The organism is Microbulbifer mixtoriginis (SeqCode) (genome assembly GCF_052467235.1).
Map to the genome: position 1 here is coordinate 4,222,976 of NZ_CP174305.1, position 14,802 is coordinate 4,237,777.

9 protein-coding genes are annotated in these 14,802 nt (G+C 51.4%); 5 read left to right on the forward strand and 4 right to left on the reverse strand.

Going from position 1 to position 14,802, the window contains the following annotated elements:
* Positions 1 to 285 precede the first annotated feature (285 nt).
* Positions 286 to 5,202, forward strand: coding sequence for an NAD-glutamate dehydrogenase (locus ACJJIO_RS18500; protein WP_444911016.1), 4,917 nt, complete (start codon positions 286 to 288; stop codon positions 5,200 to 5,202).
* A 130-nt stretch (positions 5,203 to 5,332) separates the two neighbouring features.
* The gene (locus ACJJIO_RS18505) at positions 5,333 to 6,370 is read left to right on the forward strand and encodes a quinone-dependent dihydroorotate dehydrogenase (protein WP_444900554.1); all 1,038 of its coding nucleotides are present in this window, start codon (positions 5,333 to 5,335) and stop codon (positions 6,368 to 6,370) included.
* Between the two features lie 138 nt (positions 6,371 to 6,508).
* Here ACJJIO_RS18505 and rmf read toward each other — a convergent pair whose 3' ends face one another.
* A complete protein-coding gene (gene rmf, locus ACJJIO_RS18510; RefSeq protein ID WP_444884593.1) occupies positions 6,509 to 6,760 on the reverse strand; it encodes a ribosome modulation factor in 252 nt (83 codons plus the stop codon).
* A 438-nt stretch (positions 6,761 to 7,198) separates the two neighbouring features.
* Here rmf and rlmKL point away from each other — a divergent pair, with 438 nt between their 5' ends.
* Positions 7,199 to 9,385 carry a bifunctional 23S rRNA (guanine(2069)-N(7))-methyltransferase RlmK/23S rRNA (guanine(2445)-N(2))-methyltransferase RlmL gene (rlmKL, locus tag ACJJIO_RS18515; RefSeq protein ID WP_444911017.1) on the forward strand — a complete coding sequence of 729 codons (2,187 nt, stop codon included), beginning with the start codon at positions 7,199 to 7,201 and terminating at the stop codon, positions 9,383 to 9,385.
* Between the two features lie 110 nt (positions 9,386 to 9,495).
* Here the strand turns inward: rlmKL and ACJJIO_RS18520 are convergent, their stop codons facing one another.
* Genes ACJJIO_RS18520 through ACJJIO_RS18530 form a run of 3 tightly spaced genes read right to left on the reverse strand, consistent with a single transcriptional unit; the run spans position 9,496 to position 13,234 of the window.
* Positions 9,496 to 9,906 (reverse strand): hypothetical protein, encoded by a 411-nt coding sequence (locus tag ACJJIO_RS18520; RefSeq protein ID WP_444909401.1) that lies wholly within the window; start codon positions 9,904 to 9,906, stop codon positions 9,496 to 9,498.
* 41 nt (positions 9,907 to 9,947) lie between these two features.
* Entirely contained in the window at positions 9,948 to 12,284 is a 2,337-nt protein-coding gene (locus ACJJIO_RS18525; RefSeq protein WP_444909402.1) for an SUMF1/EgtB/PvdO family nonheme iron enzyme, read from the reverse strand.
* Between the two features lie 17 nt (positions 12,285 to 12,301).
* Positions 12,302 to 13,234 (reverse strand): PP2C family protein-serine/threonine phosphatase, encoded by a 933-nt coding sequence (locus ACJJIO_RS18530; protein ID WP_444909403.1) that lies wholly within the window; start codon positions 13,232 to 13,234, stop codon positions 12,302 to 12,304.
* A 329-nt stretch (positions 13,235 to 13,563) separates the two neighbouring features.
* Between ACJJIO_RS18530 and ACJJIO_RS18535 the strand changes: the two genes are divergently transcribed.
* Both ACJJIO_RS18535 and ACJJIO_RS18540 read left to right on the forward strand, forming a co-directional pair.
* A complete protein-coding gene (locus ACJJIO_RS18535; protein WP_444909404.1) occupies positions 13,564 to 14,445 on the forward strand; it encodes an FHA domain-containing protein in 882 nt (293 codons plus the stop codon).
* On the forward strand, positions 14,442 to 14,699 hold the full coding sequence (locus ACJJIO_RS18540; RefSeq protein WP_252081970.1) for a glutaredoxin family protein: 258 nt from the start codon (positions 14,442 to 14,444) through the stop codon (positions 14,697 to 14,699). The genes ACJJIO_RS18535 and ACJJIO_RS18540 overlap by 4 nt, the downstream gene beginning before the upstream one ends.
* Positions 14,700 to 14,802: the final 103 nt, after the last annotated feature.

The following is a 14,802-nucleotide window of genomic DNA, read 5'->3' on the forward strand; positions in this document are numbered from 1 at the left end:
CTATTCATTCGGGTGGCTATCTACCATCTTTTATATATAGTCGCCGCCAAAGCGGTGGGGCCTGTTGATTTTAACGGCACCAGAGGAAGAGGCAACCACCGCGCCCAAGCCCACTTTTTAGGCGACATTTTTTCGGTGGCACCAGTGCCACTTACAAGGTTACGTGAAAGTTTAATTTTTAGGACTCGTCCCTGCAGCACTTCAGGGATGAGATGACGATCTTTTCGGATCTACAGTCATTGGATTCGATGTGACAAAAATGAGATTGGGAGGTTCCCCGTGAATATGGCGACGGTGATTACCGAAAGCCGTGAAGAATTGGTAGCACAGATTTGTGAGCTGATTCGTGACAAGTTGGCATCTGATGCAGAACCAGTAGTGGCTTTTGCGCAGCAGTTCCTGCACCAGTACCCGCTGGAAGACCTGCAGGGCCGACGCCTGGTAGATATCTACGGTTGTATCTACACCTGGTGGAACTTTATCCAACAACGTTCTGACGGCCTGCCGAAGGTGCGCATCTTCAATCCACGTCTGGAAGACGATGGCTGGGAATGCTCGCACACTGTAATTGGGCTGTTGGTGCGAGATATGCCTTTCCTGGTGGACTCGGTGCGTATGGAGGTCAACCAGAGAAACACGGTTATTCATTCCATTAAGAGTACGGTGTTAAAACTAGAGCGCAGTGCCAGTGGCAAATTAAAGCACCTACTGCCTCCGCGGGATGAAATTCCAAATCTATCCTTCGACCATGTTACGGCCAAGGATCATAAGCCTGCCAAGGGATCAAAGCTGGTCAGTGAGGCCCTCATTTATATTGAGGTCAACCATGACACTTCCGCCAAGTTTGCCTCGGAACTCAGTGCGGCGCTGAAAGATGTTCTAGGCGATGTAGAGCTGGTAGTGGATGATTATGCGCCGATGCTCGAGACCTGTGGGGGTATGGAAGGGCAGCTGAAAGCCGGGGTTTCTGAGGACGACACCAATCTTCTCGAGGCCTGTGCGTTTCTGCAGTGGATGCGCGATGGTAACTTTACCTTCCTTGGCTACCGGGAATACGAGTTCAGTCAGGTTGATGACAAGAAAATTCTCAGTGAGGTGGAAGATCGCCGCCTGGGTATTTTCAAAAAACTGGAAGAGTCTGCAGCACCAATGCTCGAAGCCGCCTTTAGCGAGGGTAAGCAGCGCTTTTACCAGGGCCCCAACTATCTGACTTTTGCCAAATCCTCAGTGAAATCCCGTGTGCATCGCAGCGCCTACTCAGATTATGTGATGATCAAACGCTACAACGCCGAGGGTGAGGTAATTGGAGAGTCGGCATTTATGGGGCTATACACTTCCCCTGTGTATACGGAAAGCCCAGCCAAAATTCCAATTATCCGACGTAAGATGGCCTCCATTATTGAGTCCAGTGGCCTTTCCGGTTATGGCCACGATGGCAAGGCGTTGCGCCGTATTTTGGATACCTTCCCCCGCGATGAGTTGTTCCAAAGTAGTAGTCAGGACCTGTTTAAAGTGGTGATGGGTGTGCTCAGTTTGAATGAGCGCGCTCATGTTCGCCTGTTTATGCGTAGAGACCTTTTTGGAAAATTTGTTACGGCCACCGTGTATGTGCCGAGAGATCAATTCAACAGTAACGTACGTGAGTTGATCTGCTCCCATATTTCCAAGGCAATTAAAGCCAAAGAATCGGACTTTACGACTTATTTTTCTGAATCCATTCTCGCGCGTGTGCATTTTGTATTCCGCATCTCGCCCGATGAACCTGTCGATATAGATGTAGCGCTGTTGGAGGCGCAGATTGTGGATATTACCCGTTCCTGGGAAGACGTTTTTCAAAGATCCTTAGTTGAAAGCAGTGGAGAGGAAGAGGGTAACCGACTTTTCCGTATCTTTGGTCGAGCCTTTCCCGCTGGTTACCGTGAGGATTTTGAGCCGCGTATCGCTGTACAGGATGTGGCAGCAATCCAGAATCTCAACGAAAACAACCGGGTGGCCATGAGTTTCTACCAGCCGGTAGGTGCGGCCCAGGGTAGCTTGCGCTTTAAGGTGTTTAACTGGGGTAGCGGCTTAACCCTCTCCGATGTGATCCCAGTATTGGAAAATCTCGGTCTTAGAGTTATGGGCGAGTTCCCATATACCATTCGCCCTTGTGGCAGTAGTGATGTATGGATGCATGAGTTCCATCTGGAGTTTGGCCTTCCAACAAAAGTTGATGCCCAAGCATCGCGCGGGCTGTTCCAGGATGCATTCGCTGCTATTTGGAATCACACTGCGGAAAGTGATGCTTTTAACCGTCTGGTGCTGGCGGCTCGCCTGAATTGGCGAGAGGTTTCTATGTTGCGTGCCTACGCCCGCTATTTGAAACAAACAAAATCTAGCGCTAGCCAGAGCTTTATTGCTGCGACTTTGGCCAATCAAGTTGAAATTACCCGCAATCTGGTGGCTTTGTTCCGCGCATTGTTTGACCCGCGTCTTAGCAGTGGCAAGCAGGAGCAAACACGAGTTGAGCGATTAATCGCTAAGATCCATGACGGTTTGGATGCTGTTGAAAATCTCAACGAAGACTTGGTGCTGCGTCGTTATCTCGAATTGATCCTGGCTACTTTGCGGACCAACTTCTTCCAGGCGGGTGCTGACGGCCAGCCTAAAGACTACATCTCTATTAAATTCAGCCCGCGGGATATTCCCGGTATTCCCGAACCTCGCCCGGAATTTGAAATCTTCGTTTACTCCCCCAGAGTGGAAGGTGTTCACCTGCGCGGTAGTAAGGTAGCCCGTGGCGGCTTGCGTTGGTCCGATCGTTTAGAAGATTTCCGCACCGAGGTGTTGGGGTTGGTGAAGGCCCAGGCTGTAAAAAATGCCGTGATTGTCCCCAGTGGAGCCAAGGGCGGTTTCGTTGTGCGGCGTCCTCCGGCGGATGGCAGTCGCGAAGCCATGCTGGAAGAGGGCATTTCCTGTTACAAAACCTTTATTCGCGGTTTACTAGATATCACCGACAACCTGAAAAATGGTGAGATAGTAGCGCCTAAGCAAGTGGTGCGCAGGGATGAGGATGACCCCTATCTGGTAGTGGCCGCAGATAAAGGAACCGCGACTTTTTCCGATATCGCCAATGGTATTGCTGAGGACTATGGTTTTTGGCTGGGGGATGCCTTTGCCTCAGGTGGTAGTCAGGGTTACGACCACAAGAAGATGGGAATCACCGCGCGCGGTGCCTGGGTATCTGTACAGAGGCACTTCCGCGAGATGGGGGTGGATGTTCAGAAAGAGGACTTCTCTGTCATCGGTATTGGCGACATGGGTGGGGATGTCTTTGGCAACGGTATGTTGCTATCTGAGCATATTCAGTTGAAGGCCGCCTTCAACCACATGCATATTTTTATCGACCCAAGCCCTGATGCAGCGGCTAGCTTTGAAGAACGCAAGCGCCTGTTTGAGCTGCCTCGCTCCAGCTGGAGGGATTACGATCGCACTCTCATTTCCAAGGGGGGGGGTGTTTTTGAGCGCCGGGTGAAGGCAATTAGCATCACACCTGAGATGAAAGAAGCCTTCGATATCAAAGAAGACCGACTCACGCCAAACGAATTAATCAGTGCATTACTACGTGCGCCGGTTGATTTAATCTGGAATGGTGGCATCGGTACTTATGTGAAAGCCGGGACTGAATCCGACAGTGAGGTGGGTGACAAATCCAACGACCACCTGCGGGTTAATGGTGCTGAGTTGCGTGCCAAAGTTTTTGGTGAGGGTGGCAACCTTGGGATGACCCAGCAAGGACGTATCGAATTTGCCCTCAATGGCGGCCGCTGTAACACCGACTTTATCGATAACGCCGCAGGAGTGGACTGTTCCGACCATGAGGTGAATATCAAGATTCTCCTCGATAAAGTGGTTGCCAACGGTGACTTGACCGAGAAGCAGCGCAATGAGCTGCTGCATGGTATGACAGACTCCGTGAGTGATCTGGTGCTGCACAATAACTATGATCAAACTCGTGCATTGAGTGTGGCGGAATACCAGGTTTCCAAACGCCTTGACGAATACCGCCGCACTATTAATACCCTGGAAGATGACGGTCGACTGAATCGGGCTCTGGAGTTTATCCCCGATAACGAGCAGATCTCCGATCGGGTACATAAGGGGCAGACCCTGACCCGGCCGGAACTTTCCGTTTTGATTTCTTATGTGAAGGTGAAGTTAAAAGAGGAGCTTCAAGAGGCGGAAATCACGGATAACCCCCGGGTGCGTGAAGCCGCGGAATCCGCTTTTCCTTCGGCATTGGTTGAGCGCTACAAGGGCCAGGTTTACGAGCACCCCCTTCTGCGCCAGATCGTTTCCACCCAGGTGGCCAACGAAATGGTGAACAGCATGGGAATCACCTTCTACAACCGCATCAGCACAGCAACAGGCGCGGACGTCAATGATGTCGCTGCGGCTTATATCAGTGCCCGCGATGTTTATAAGATGGTGGAATTCCAGCAGCAACTGGCTGAATTGGACTACAAAGTACCGGCCGAGCTGCAGACCGAGTTGCTCAACTCCATGATCGGTCGGGTCCGCCGTGCCACCCGCTGGTTCCTGCGCAATCGTCGCAGTGATCTGGAGCCTGGGCAAAACTGCGCACTGTTCCAGTCTCAGGTGCAGAGGGTGATCAAGGCCCTGCCGAAAGTCCTGAGTGGTGGTCCGCTGGGTGAGTGGGAACAGCGCTACCAAAAATTATTGGAGGCGGGGCTGCCAGAGGAGATTGCCCTGCTATCAGCATCCCCGACCTACCTTTATTCGGCACTGGGCATTTCCGAATCTGCTTATGCCAGTGACCGCCCTGTAGAAGAGGTGGCCAAAGTCTATTTCAGCCTCTCTGACGAGTTGAATCTACACTGGTTTGGCAATTTGATTGTCGATCTACCGGTGGACAGCTTCTGGCAAGCCCAGGCACGCGAAACGAGTATGGATGACTTAGACAGCCAGCTCGCCACCCTGGCAGTGAATATCCTGCGCCTTGCCACTGTGGAGAAATTGGACGTAGATAGTGCAATGTTGCGCTGGGGCGCTATTATGGCGCCGGCTATTCAGCGTTGGCACAACATGATTGCCGAGCTGAAGGCAGCTGCCGTCGGTGATTTTGCGATGTTTACAGTAGCGCTGCGCGAGTTGATGTACCTTGCCCACGCAACTGCAGACCGCGAAACCCTGGCTGAGTAGGCCGAAGTGAGTTCGGGAAATAGCGCTAGGGGGTTAGTTCTCCTTGGCGCTATTTCACGGGTGGCAATGAAATTCTATCTCCGTTCGTTGACTCCTGGCGGACGGGTTCAGTCCCCACGTAAGGAAAGGTATGTATTCAACTCTGCGTAAAGCTCTGTTTGCGCTCGATCCCGAGCGGGCCCACCACCTCTCTCTGGATGCAATTGGTGCCGTTGAGCGCCTTGGCCTGATGTCTTTTTTCAAACAGGCAGTCGCTCACGACCCGGTAGAGCTGATGGGGTTGACCCTCCCTAACCCTGTTGGTCTGGCTGCAGGACTGGATAAGAATGCCCAGGCTTTTAACGGTTTGGGTGCTTTGGGTTTCGGTTTTGTGGAAGTTGGCACCGTGACCCCACGCCCACAGCCGGGCAACCCGTTGCCACGACTGTTCCGTGTGGAAGAGGCGGGTGCCATTATCAACCGTATGGGGTTTAACAACCTGGGAGTTGACTACTTAATCGACAGAGTGAAGCACCGCCGTTACAGGGGTGTATTGGGAATCAATGTTGGTAAAAACTTCGACACTCCGGTAGAAAAGGCGGCGGATGATTACCGGCTCTGTATGGAAAAGGTGTATCCCTATGCGGATTACATCACCGCCAATGTTTCTTCGCCGAACACCAAGGGGCTGCGGGACCTGCAGTTTGGTGAGAGCCTCAACAGGCTACTGGGAAGTATCAAGGAGAAGCAGGCGGAACTGGCTCAAAAGAGCGATCGCTACGTGCCCGTTGCGGTAAAAATCGCGCCAGATATCGAAGGGGATGCCATAGAGCAGATCGCCGAGGCTCTGTGCGAATACGGTATTGATGGCGTAATTGCCACTAATACCACCATTGATAAGTCATCTGTGGCTAATCTGCCCCATGGTAATGAGCAGGGTGGGCTGAGCGGTAAGCCTCTGCAGCACCGCTCCACGGAGGTTATTGCGCAGCTGTCCAAGGCTCTGGACAAGCAGATCCCTATTATTGGTGTTGGGGGTATCTTCGACGGTGACAGTGCAGCAGAAAAAATTCGCGCAGGGGCAACTGCCGTACAGGTTTATACCGGGTTTATATACCGGGGACCGCAGCTTGTCCGCGAAGCGGTGGAGTCTATAGCTATGGAGCGTCGTCGCTCAGCTGGTGAATAGGCGAGTAACGCCTGGTCCTATTAACCTAGATTGAGATGTTGAATTCATCTTTATCGTTGAACGGGTTCAGAGGGATGCAGGTGTAGCCTGGTGGTGGTCTTGTAAAAGGTGCAGGTGAACCTGCACCTTTCCCGCAGGCTAAATAGTACTCCAGCCGTCTGGATATTGGATATCGGTGGAAATGGCGCCATAGATTTCCAGTTTTTGCGCCTTGGTAGTCCTGTCAAAGCCATTCCAGTAATCTTCCCGCCCTTCACGCCAGCCGTTAACCCATTCCTGGTGTGGGTCATTTTCGACAAAGGGACAGCTATCTATAGACTTATTGTTCAGGGCTGCCAAATACCCTTTGTAGAAAGCCCTGTCGGCGTGATTGCGTTTTTGGCGTTTCATCTATACGGCACCTCTGCTTGTAGATTTACGAACTGCGGCGCAGTCCGTTGGATGCTTATTACGGTTTTGTTGCATCGACAATTAAAGCTTAGCGAAACTTTTGCGTGGGCAGTTGTGTGACTCCTATCGCTTCCCACATAGCAAGAATATGGTGGAGAGAGCAAAATCGGAAAATGGCTGGGCATCGCTCTCAAGACATCTACAGAGAGGCATTTAAAAGTCGGGGTGACTGTGTAGACACTAGCAAGATATCCCGACTACATAGGCTCCGCCGCTACAAAGTGGGATAATCGCGCCAGAAAATCTGGCCTGTTGAGGGGAATACTGACCTCCGGGTATGTCTACCAGGCTCTTGAAAATCTAATTTGCGCCAAGGGGCGCCATATTTATCCCCCTGATGCTAGGGGTTATCGAGTAAAAGTTTTGATCGACTCACGTATAGAAGAATTTAAGTTTACTGCGACATGTCCGAAAGGATTGGAAAGCTTACTTGCTGTAGAGCTTGGGTCTCTGGGGGCTAAGGTCCTTCGGGAGCAGCCTGCGGCCATACATTTTGCAGGCTCCTTGAAGCTTGCTTATCGTTGCTGTCTGTGGAGTCGCCTGGCAAACCGGATTTTGCTGCAACTCGATCAGGTTCGCATCGGTGATGCTGAAGACCTCTACCGGGCGGTGGCTGCACAGCCTTGGGAGGAGCATATTGGCCCTTCGGGCAAACTGTGGTTGCAGTTTTCGGGGACAAATCGGGAAATCCGTAATAGTCAGTTCGGAGCCCAAAAAACAAAAGATGCCATCGTTGATCGCTTGCGTGATAAAACCGGGGCGAGACCGAGTATCGATAAGCACAATCCCGACCTGACTGTGGCTTTGCGACTGCAGCGGGACAGGCTGGATATTGCCATAGATCTCAGTGGGGATAGCTTGCATAAAAGGGGCTACCGAACGCATATCGGTGCTGCCCCCCTCAAGGAAAACCTGGCTGCAGCCCTGTTATTGCGCGCTCGTTGGCCGCAGATTGCGGCTGAGGGTGGGGCTCTGCTGGATCCAATGTGTGGTTCGGGCACTATTTTGATTGAAGCGGCCATGATGGCTGCTGATATTGCTCCGGGTCTCTTCCGTGAGAGTTTTGGTTTTGAGCGCTGGCTCAACCACCAGAGCGATATTTGGAATGAGCTTCGTGAAGAGGCTCTGCAGCGTCGCGTTGCCGGTTTGGAGAAGCCTTTGCCGGAAATTCGCGGTTATGATGCCGATGCTAGGGTGCTATTTGCTGCCGAAGCCAATATTGATAGGGCGGGATTGGAGCGCCAGGTGCGGGTGAGTTGCCGGCCGGTCGCCGCATTCAAGGTTCCGAGTCATCGGGAGATCAATACTGGTTTGGTATTGACCAACCCCCCCTATGGTGAACGCCTTGGTGAGCAGGAGGCTCTGCGAGAAACCTACGCGGAGTTGGGTAAGCAGTTAAAGGCGGAGTTTCCCGGTTGGCAGGTGGGAATTTTTACCGGCAACCCTGAGTTGGGGTATTCCACCGGGCTACGCTCTCACAAGCACTACCAGTTATATAACGGCTCAATCCCCAGTCAGCTGTTGTTGTTTCAGGTGCGCGAACAGGGGGGGCAGGCCGAGAGCGCACCTAAGGAACGCAAGCTTTCCCCGGAAGCTGAAATGGTGGCCAATCGCCTGCGCAAGAATTTACGCACAACAGGCAAGTGGGCATCCAGAAACGGTATTGACTGTTATAGGCTCTACGATGCTGATTTACCGGAGTACGCCGCCGCAGTAGATTTATATCGCACTTTAGAGGGGGAGCTCTACGCTCACCTCCAGGAGTACCGCGCGCCGGCCAGTATTGATGAGGGTAAGGCGCGCAACCGGTTAAGGGATCTGTTGAGAGCCGTGCAATCCGTTTTGGAGCTGCCTAGAGGGAAAATTAGCATCAAGGAGCGTCGCCGCCACAGCCATAAAGGTGGCCAAAAGGGCGCTGGCCAGTATCAAAAGCAGGTTGAGGAAAGGGCTAGCTTGCAGGTGCAGGAGTACGGCGCTGAGCTGGAAGTGGATTTATGGCGCTACTTGGATACAGGGCTGTTCCTAGACCATCGCCCGGTGAGAAAGCACCTGCGCGAGATATCCTCTGGGAAGAAATTTCTCAACCTGTTTTGCTATACCGCAACAGCCACTGTGCAAGCTGCTTTGGGTGGCAGCATACAAAGTACCAGTGTGGATATGTCCAAAACCTATCAATCCTGGGCTGCGCGAAACTTCCGTGCAAATGGTATGGATCCCTATAAGCACCAGCTGGTGGAAGCTGATTGCCTGCAGTGGTTGGCATCGGCCCAACAAAATCGCAAAGGCCATTACGACCTGATCTTCCTCGATCCCCCGAGCTTTTCCAATTCGGCCAAAATGCGCGGAGTGCTGGATATTCAGCGCGACCACGCCAAGCTGATCAGCCAATGCATGGCATTATTGGCTCCGGGGGGCACTCTGATTTTTTCCAATAATTTGCGCAGTTTTAAAATGGATGTGGCGATTACTGATGCCTTTGCCGTGCAGCCTTTACAGTTGTTGGATAAGGATTTTCAACGCAACCCTAAAATCCACAACGTTTGGGAAGTGAGAGTGAAGGTGTAAGTGGGGATAACTTAAACTTTCTTTGCAGCGGCTTTGAGGGTATTTCCTCAGGCCGCTAATTAACCAATTTTTAACATGGGGTTTTGAGGTTTTTGATTTAGAAATCAGCTTTAGAAGCTATAACTCTCTCTATGGCTAGTCTTGCTTGCTTGTGAATTTGGATTAGGGATTGTATAGGCGACACCTTGGCATTCAAGAAAAGAAATACAACCGGCAGATTGCTGTACTGCGCAGTTTTCAATCACAATTGCATTCCCGCCCATATCATGAACCTGTTTTTTTAGTGCCCAGTTCAGAGCTTTTTTTGAGGGCTTATCCTCTTTGGGGGAGGCTTGGCATTCTGAAGACGTTACTACTCCCAAGATGATTCCATTATATCGGCGTATTTCTGCTGGAGAGTACTCCTTAACAAAAGTTGAGGTAATTTTATTTGACAAGTATGGTCCTGCATTGGTGTTGAATTTTAGGTTGCTACAAGCTGAAACTGTGAGTGCTGACAGTAGAACAAAGATCCTTATCATTGCTTAATCCTTTCTGGTTACGCTAGTTTGAGTTGGAGTTATTAATCAAGTTCCATAACAATCCGCATTCCTACATCCTTTGCACGACTATTTTCATTGAGGCCCTTGCGATAATCTGCCCCAATTCTGCTAGACGAGTCCCGCATTGAGCCACCGCGAACGCTGCGTAACTGACAGTTTTTGATTTTCAGTGGTGCAGATGTGTTGTGGTTTTTATCATAACCGGGTTGATAACAGTCTTGCACCCACTCTGCCGCATTGCCGGCCGTATCGTATAGTCCAAAAGGGTTGGCTTGGTAATTCGCTACCGGCCCGGTTTTCGTGATAAAGAGACTGTTAAATTCACTGTCACATCCGCGCCTGCAATTGGCTTTTCCCCTTGCATCGCTGCTTTTCCACCAGAAAGGTTGGTCAGTGCCCGCGCGGGCTGCATATTCCCACTCGGCCTCGCTGGGCAAACGATATTTTTGTCCCGTTTGCTCTGAAAGCCACTCAACATATTTTTGTGCGTCCCGCCAGGTAATATTGGTGACCGGTCGCCTCCCTCGGCCCCAGCCTGAGTCACTGGGTTGATTAATGCCTGTGGCGAGAGCAAAGCGGTCATAATCCTCAAAAGTGATTTCTTGAGTTGAAATGGCAAAGGGTTTGGGAATTTTTACTTGGTGCTCGGGGCGGCTATTACTGCGTTTATTGCTGCCCATCATAAATTCTCCCGAGCCTACTACGATCATCTGAGGGCCCTGACCGCCGGAGGAGAGCTTGGAGCGTATTTTCTTTCCGGCAAAATAGGCTTTTTGTAGCTTTACCGAAAGCTGGTGGTTCTGATCCTCAATAATGATCCAATTACGAAAGCGGTCATAGCCGGGTTTGCTGACCTCTACATCGTATCGCCCGGGCTCTAGTTGAATACCCGGTGTATAGCGCGGACTTATATTCATAATACGTACGCGGGCATCTTCAGGCTCAGTTTTGACCGTAAATGCAAACTTTGGTACTGAGTTTGGCTGCTCCTGTGAAAGCACAACCGAGTTTTGGGTGTGTAGATTGCCCGATAGTGAATTTTCCGGGGATTGGTTGTTTATGGAATGACCTTGAGAGATCTCCTGCCCTTGTGTCTGTACCAGATCTTTAACTGGAGGCTTCTCTACATCTCTGACTTGTACTTCTTCAGAACGATCGGCGCTGGGCGCAGTGTCGGAGGTATGGCGTCTTGCGCTGTCGGATAAAGTGATCTGGCTAAGCCAAGTTTCCTTACCACTGAAAGTGCTATGAACGCTCCAGCCAAAGAGTAGCGTAATGGCGGTGATGGCGGTTAGTGCCCATGGGCGCCTGTGCTTTGTTGGTTCACTGACCAGCTGTCGTAAACGCACCAGGGTATCCTGATCTTTACGTACGGAGTCCACTTGCTGGGGGTTCTCCAGTCTCACCTGCCAGCCTTTAATAAAGCGATCCCGGAGGCTGCTTAAAAGAGTGAGAAAAAGTGCACGGGCTAGACTGGAAACACCGACAGAGGCGTTGTTTAACTGGCTGATTTGCTGGCTGGGCTTGCCGGCTAGGGTTGCAACTAACTGATCGGTTGCATCTGCGACATCCAGGCCCCGTTGAAATCGTTTGGCCGGCTCTTTGGCCAGGGCGCGATCAATGATCGGCTGGTATAGCGCGTGCCGAGCAGGTAACTTGGGGATGGGGTCGGTCAGGTGCTTGATGGCAATAGCCACCGCTTCCTCTGCTTGGTAGGGAACAGCACCAGTGAGCATTTCATAAAAGACAACACCTAGGCTGTAGAGATCGGCCCGACCGTCAATAGCATTACCTCTGGCCTGCTCGGGGCTCATATAGTGGGGCGTGCCTACGACCATGCCGCTATTGGTCATTCTTGTAGTATGTGCAACAGCGCGCGCCACGCCAAAATCACTCAATACGGCAGAGCCATCCTCCCGAAACAGTATATTTTCTGGTTTTAGGTCCCTGTGCACATACCCCTTGCTGTGGGAGTGGTCCAAGGCCATGGCGATTTGGCGTACAACATTGAGGGCTTCCAGTGGCTCCAATGGCCCTTTGGCGAGTCTTTCAGAAACAGAGCCCCCAGCCATATAGTCCATGGCGATATAGTTAAGGCTGCGGTAGCGTCCAATATCATGGATACCAACGATATTTGGATGGGAGAGCTGTCCGACAATGTTGGCTTCCCGTTGAAATCGCTCACTGAAAATCGGGTCGGCATTGAGAACCGGCGACATAACCTTGAGGGCCACTTGGCGGCCGACACTGCGCTGAATGGCTAGGTATACCGTGGACATGCCACCCTGGTTAATTTTGCGGAGGATGCGATAGCCGGGGATTTGTAGCGAAGAATTGCCACTCTTTACGAGCTCCATGGTGTGCTATGGCCTCGTTAAAATAGCTGGAATATTCCGCCTGCCAGTGCGGCAATTGCTCCGCAAGCAGCAAGCAAGACCAGAAGTGGTCGCCAGCTTCTATTGCTTTGGCTGTCACCATTAGTTTTGTTTTGTGCAGTGCTGCTGTGAGATTCTTGCGAAAAGCTTGGGGGAGGGGCGATAGCTGGTGCTTCGATAATTTGAACGGTGATATTGTCCTTGCCACCGGCATCAAGGGCTGCGTTTATGAGAAACTCAACTATTTGGTGGTTATTGGGGTATTCAGCAATGATTCGGTTTATTTTTTCATTGGGTACTTCGGAACTGAGTCCATCGCTGCAAAGTAGAAGTTTTTGTCCTGAACTCCAGCGATGAGATACCCGGTCAACTTCGAGCTTGGGGTTGGTACTACCGCCGATACATCGGGTAATAACGTGGCGATTTGGATGGGTTGCGGCTTCCTCTGAGTTGATGGCACCAGAATCCATCAGCATCTGAACATAGGAGTGATCACTTGTCAGTTGGCTGAGTTCGCCGTTTTTGTCGCCCGGTGTCCAGAGGTAAGCTCGGCTATCTCCAACCCAATAGATGTGATAGTAATCGCCTTCCTCGGCGAGCACTACTGCGGTTGAGCCCATATTAGCAGTGCTGTGCTCATCACCAAGCAGTAGGGCGTGGGCCCTTTGTAGGGCGCGTTCATAGTGGCGGTCAGTTGACGCGCACTGTTGGATTTCTTCTACTACGGTCTGGCTGGCAATCTCGCCGGCGTGGTGTCCGCCCAAGCCATCGGCGACGACCCAAATGCCTTTTTCTTCATCTGCCCAATAGGCATCTTCATTCTGCTCTCGCCGGTAGCCGGGATGAGTGGCGCCAGCGCTACGTGTAGCACTTGGGGTGTGTTGAACTACTTCGCTGTGCCGCGATACCTCGCGAACTTTGGCTTCACTCACTGGCGTGCAACTACCTGTTATGGTTTCTCATCGTTACTGACGGTGATAGCCGATTCGGCAAAGATCCGTCTTTTCCTTGTGGTGCTGCAAGTGTACTTTACCCAACGACACCAATGGCAGCTGAATTGGTCATCCCTGCCTGAGCCGGATATTAGACCTTTGCGCCATTGTAAGCTGCAAACCCAATCACACGCTAATGATATTGCCCGTGTTAAACTCGGTTTTATCTTCAATCTGCAAATTTTTTTCAGGTTTTACTGTTAATTGGGACAGTCCCTTTATTTAGGCTGCCCTATATTCAGTCTCCTTAGGGCTGAGGAGCGTGATCAATGCTAAAACTTTGTGATGTAAACGATTCTGGCCAGAGTGTTTGGTTGGTGGCCCCCGGTGTAACGGTGGGGCGAGATCAGGGTTGTGATCTGTGTATACCGGATGACTCGATTGCGAAGTTACATCTAAAGATCGCGATTAAGGGGGGGCAGCTTACCCTGGGGAATGTTTCTGGAGACTCCCATGTACTGGTTAATGGGAAGCCGATGGCATCAGCCTGTCGAATCAAGCTGAACGATCAGATAACAATCGGTACTCGAACACTACAAATTATTGACCCCAAAGTAACAAAGCTTAATTCGAGCAAGTCGAAAAATACCGCCTGGGCGCTACGGGCAAATCACAAGGCGATAGCGGGGAAAGTGTTTCCTGTGAAGGGTGGCGCGGTGGTGGGGCGCTCTGAGGAGTGCGATATCACTTTTTCCTTGTCACACCTTTCACGTCGCCATGCAAGGTTGGAGGTGCGTGAAGGGTTGCTGTTCGCAATTGATCTCGGCTCGGCCAACGGGACATTCGTCAATGGTCGACGGATCACGGAAAGCCGTGTGCGAAGAGGCGATGAACTGCGGTTTGATTCGTTGAGTTTTTCTGTTGTGGGCCCTGCGGATGATCTTGATCGCACCGCAGTGCGCCCTGCAATCTCTTCACATCTTATGAAGTCTCCAAAAATTGGCTCAGGTGAAGTGACAGCTGAAGATGTCACTCAGAGATCCTTCTCGGCTTCTATCGCCGGGCTGCGGGAAGAGAGCCCAAGTATGGCTGAGCCCCAGGAGGAAAAACTTCAGCCACGTATCCCTATAAAAGCCTTGGGCTTGACTCTGTTATTGGTTTCCGGTGCTGCCGGATATTTTTGGGTTAATAACCTGGGAGTGTTCTCATGAGTTCGCCCCGTGAATTGCTGCTCTATACCACCCTTGGATGCAGCCTGTGCGAAAAGGCCAAGCTGGAAATATGGCCCCTGCTCGAGCAGTTTGGGTTGCGTTTAAGGGAGGTAGATATTGCCGATGATGACAATTTATTCGAGCGCTTTAGTCTTTTGATACCCGTGGTGGGGCTCGGTGATCCTGAAGACACTTATGCATGGCCCTTTCAGCAATCGCAGCTGCAAGCCTGGTTAGCCAAACGAATTGGTTAGGCGCCCGTCATTTATTGGGAGATAACTCCCACCTTAAGCCCCAATGACTCGGGTTCCCAAGGGGGGCTCTATTCCTATCAAACGGTATCAAAGTTAGGGCAGA

Excerpts from the sequence above, each read along its gene's own strand:
- ACJJIO_RS18505 (WP_444900554.1), top strand. The coding sequence starts at position 5,333 with ATGTATTCAACTCTGCGTAAAGCTCTGTTTGCGCTCGATCCCGAGCGG.
- rmf (WP_444884593.1), bottom strand. The coding sequence starts at position 6,760 with ATGAAACGCCAAAAACGCAATCACGCCGACAGGGCTTTCTACAAAGGG.
- ACJJIO_RS18535 (WP_444909404.1), top strand. The coding sequence starts at position 13,564 with ATGCTAAAACTTTGTGATGTAAACGATTCTGGCCAGAGTGTTTGGTTG.
- ACJJIO_RS18500 (WP_444911016.1), top strand. The coding sequence starts at position 286 with ATGGCGACGGTGATTACCGAAAGCCGTGAAGAATTGGTAGCACAGATT.
- ACJJIO_RS18520 (WP_444909401.1), bottom strand. The coding sequence starts at position 9,906 with ATGATAAGGATCTTTGTTCTACTGTCAGCACTCACAGTTTCAGCTTGT.
- ACJJIO_RS18525 (WP_444909402.1), bottom strand. The coding sequence starts at position 12,284 with ATGGAGCTCGTAAAGAGTGGCAATTCTTCGCTACAAATCCCCGGCTAT.
- ACJJIO_RS18540 (WP_252081970.1), top strand. The coding sequence starts at position 14,442 with ATGAGTTCGCCCCGTGAATTGCTGCTCTATACCACCCTTGGATGCAGC.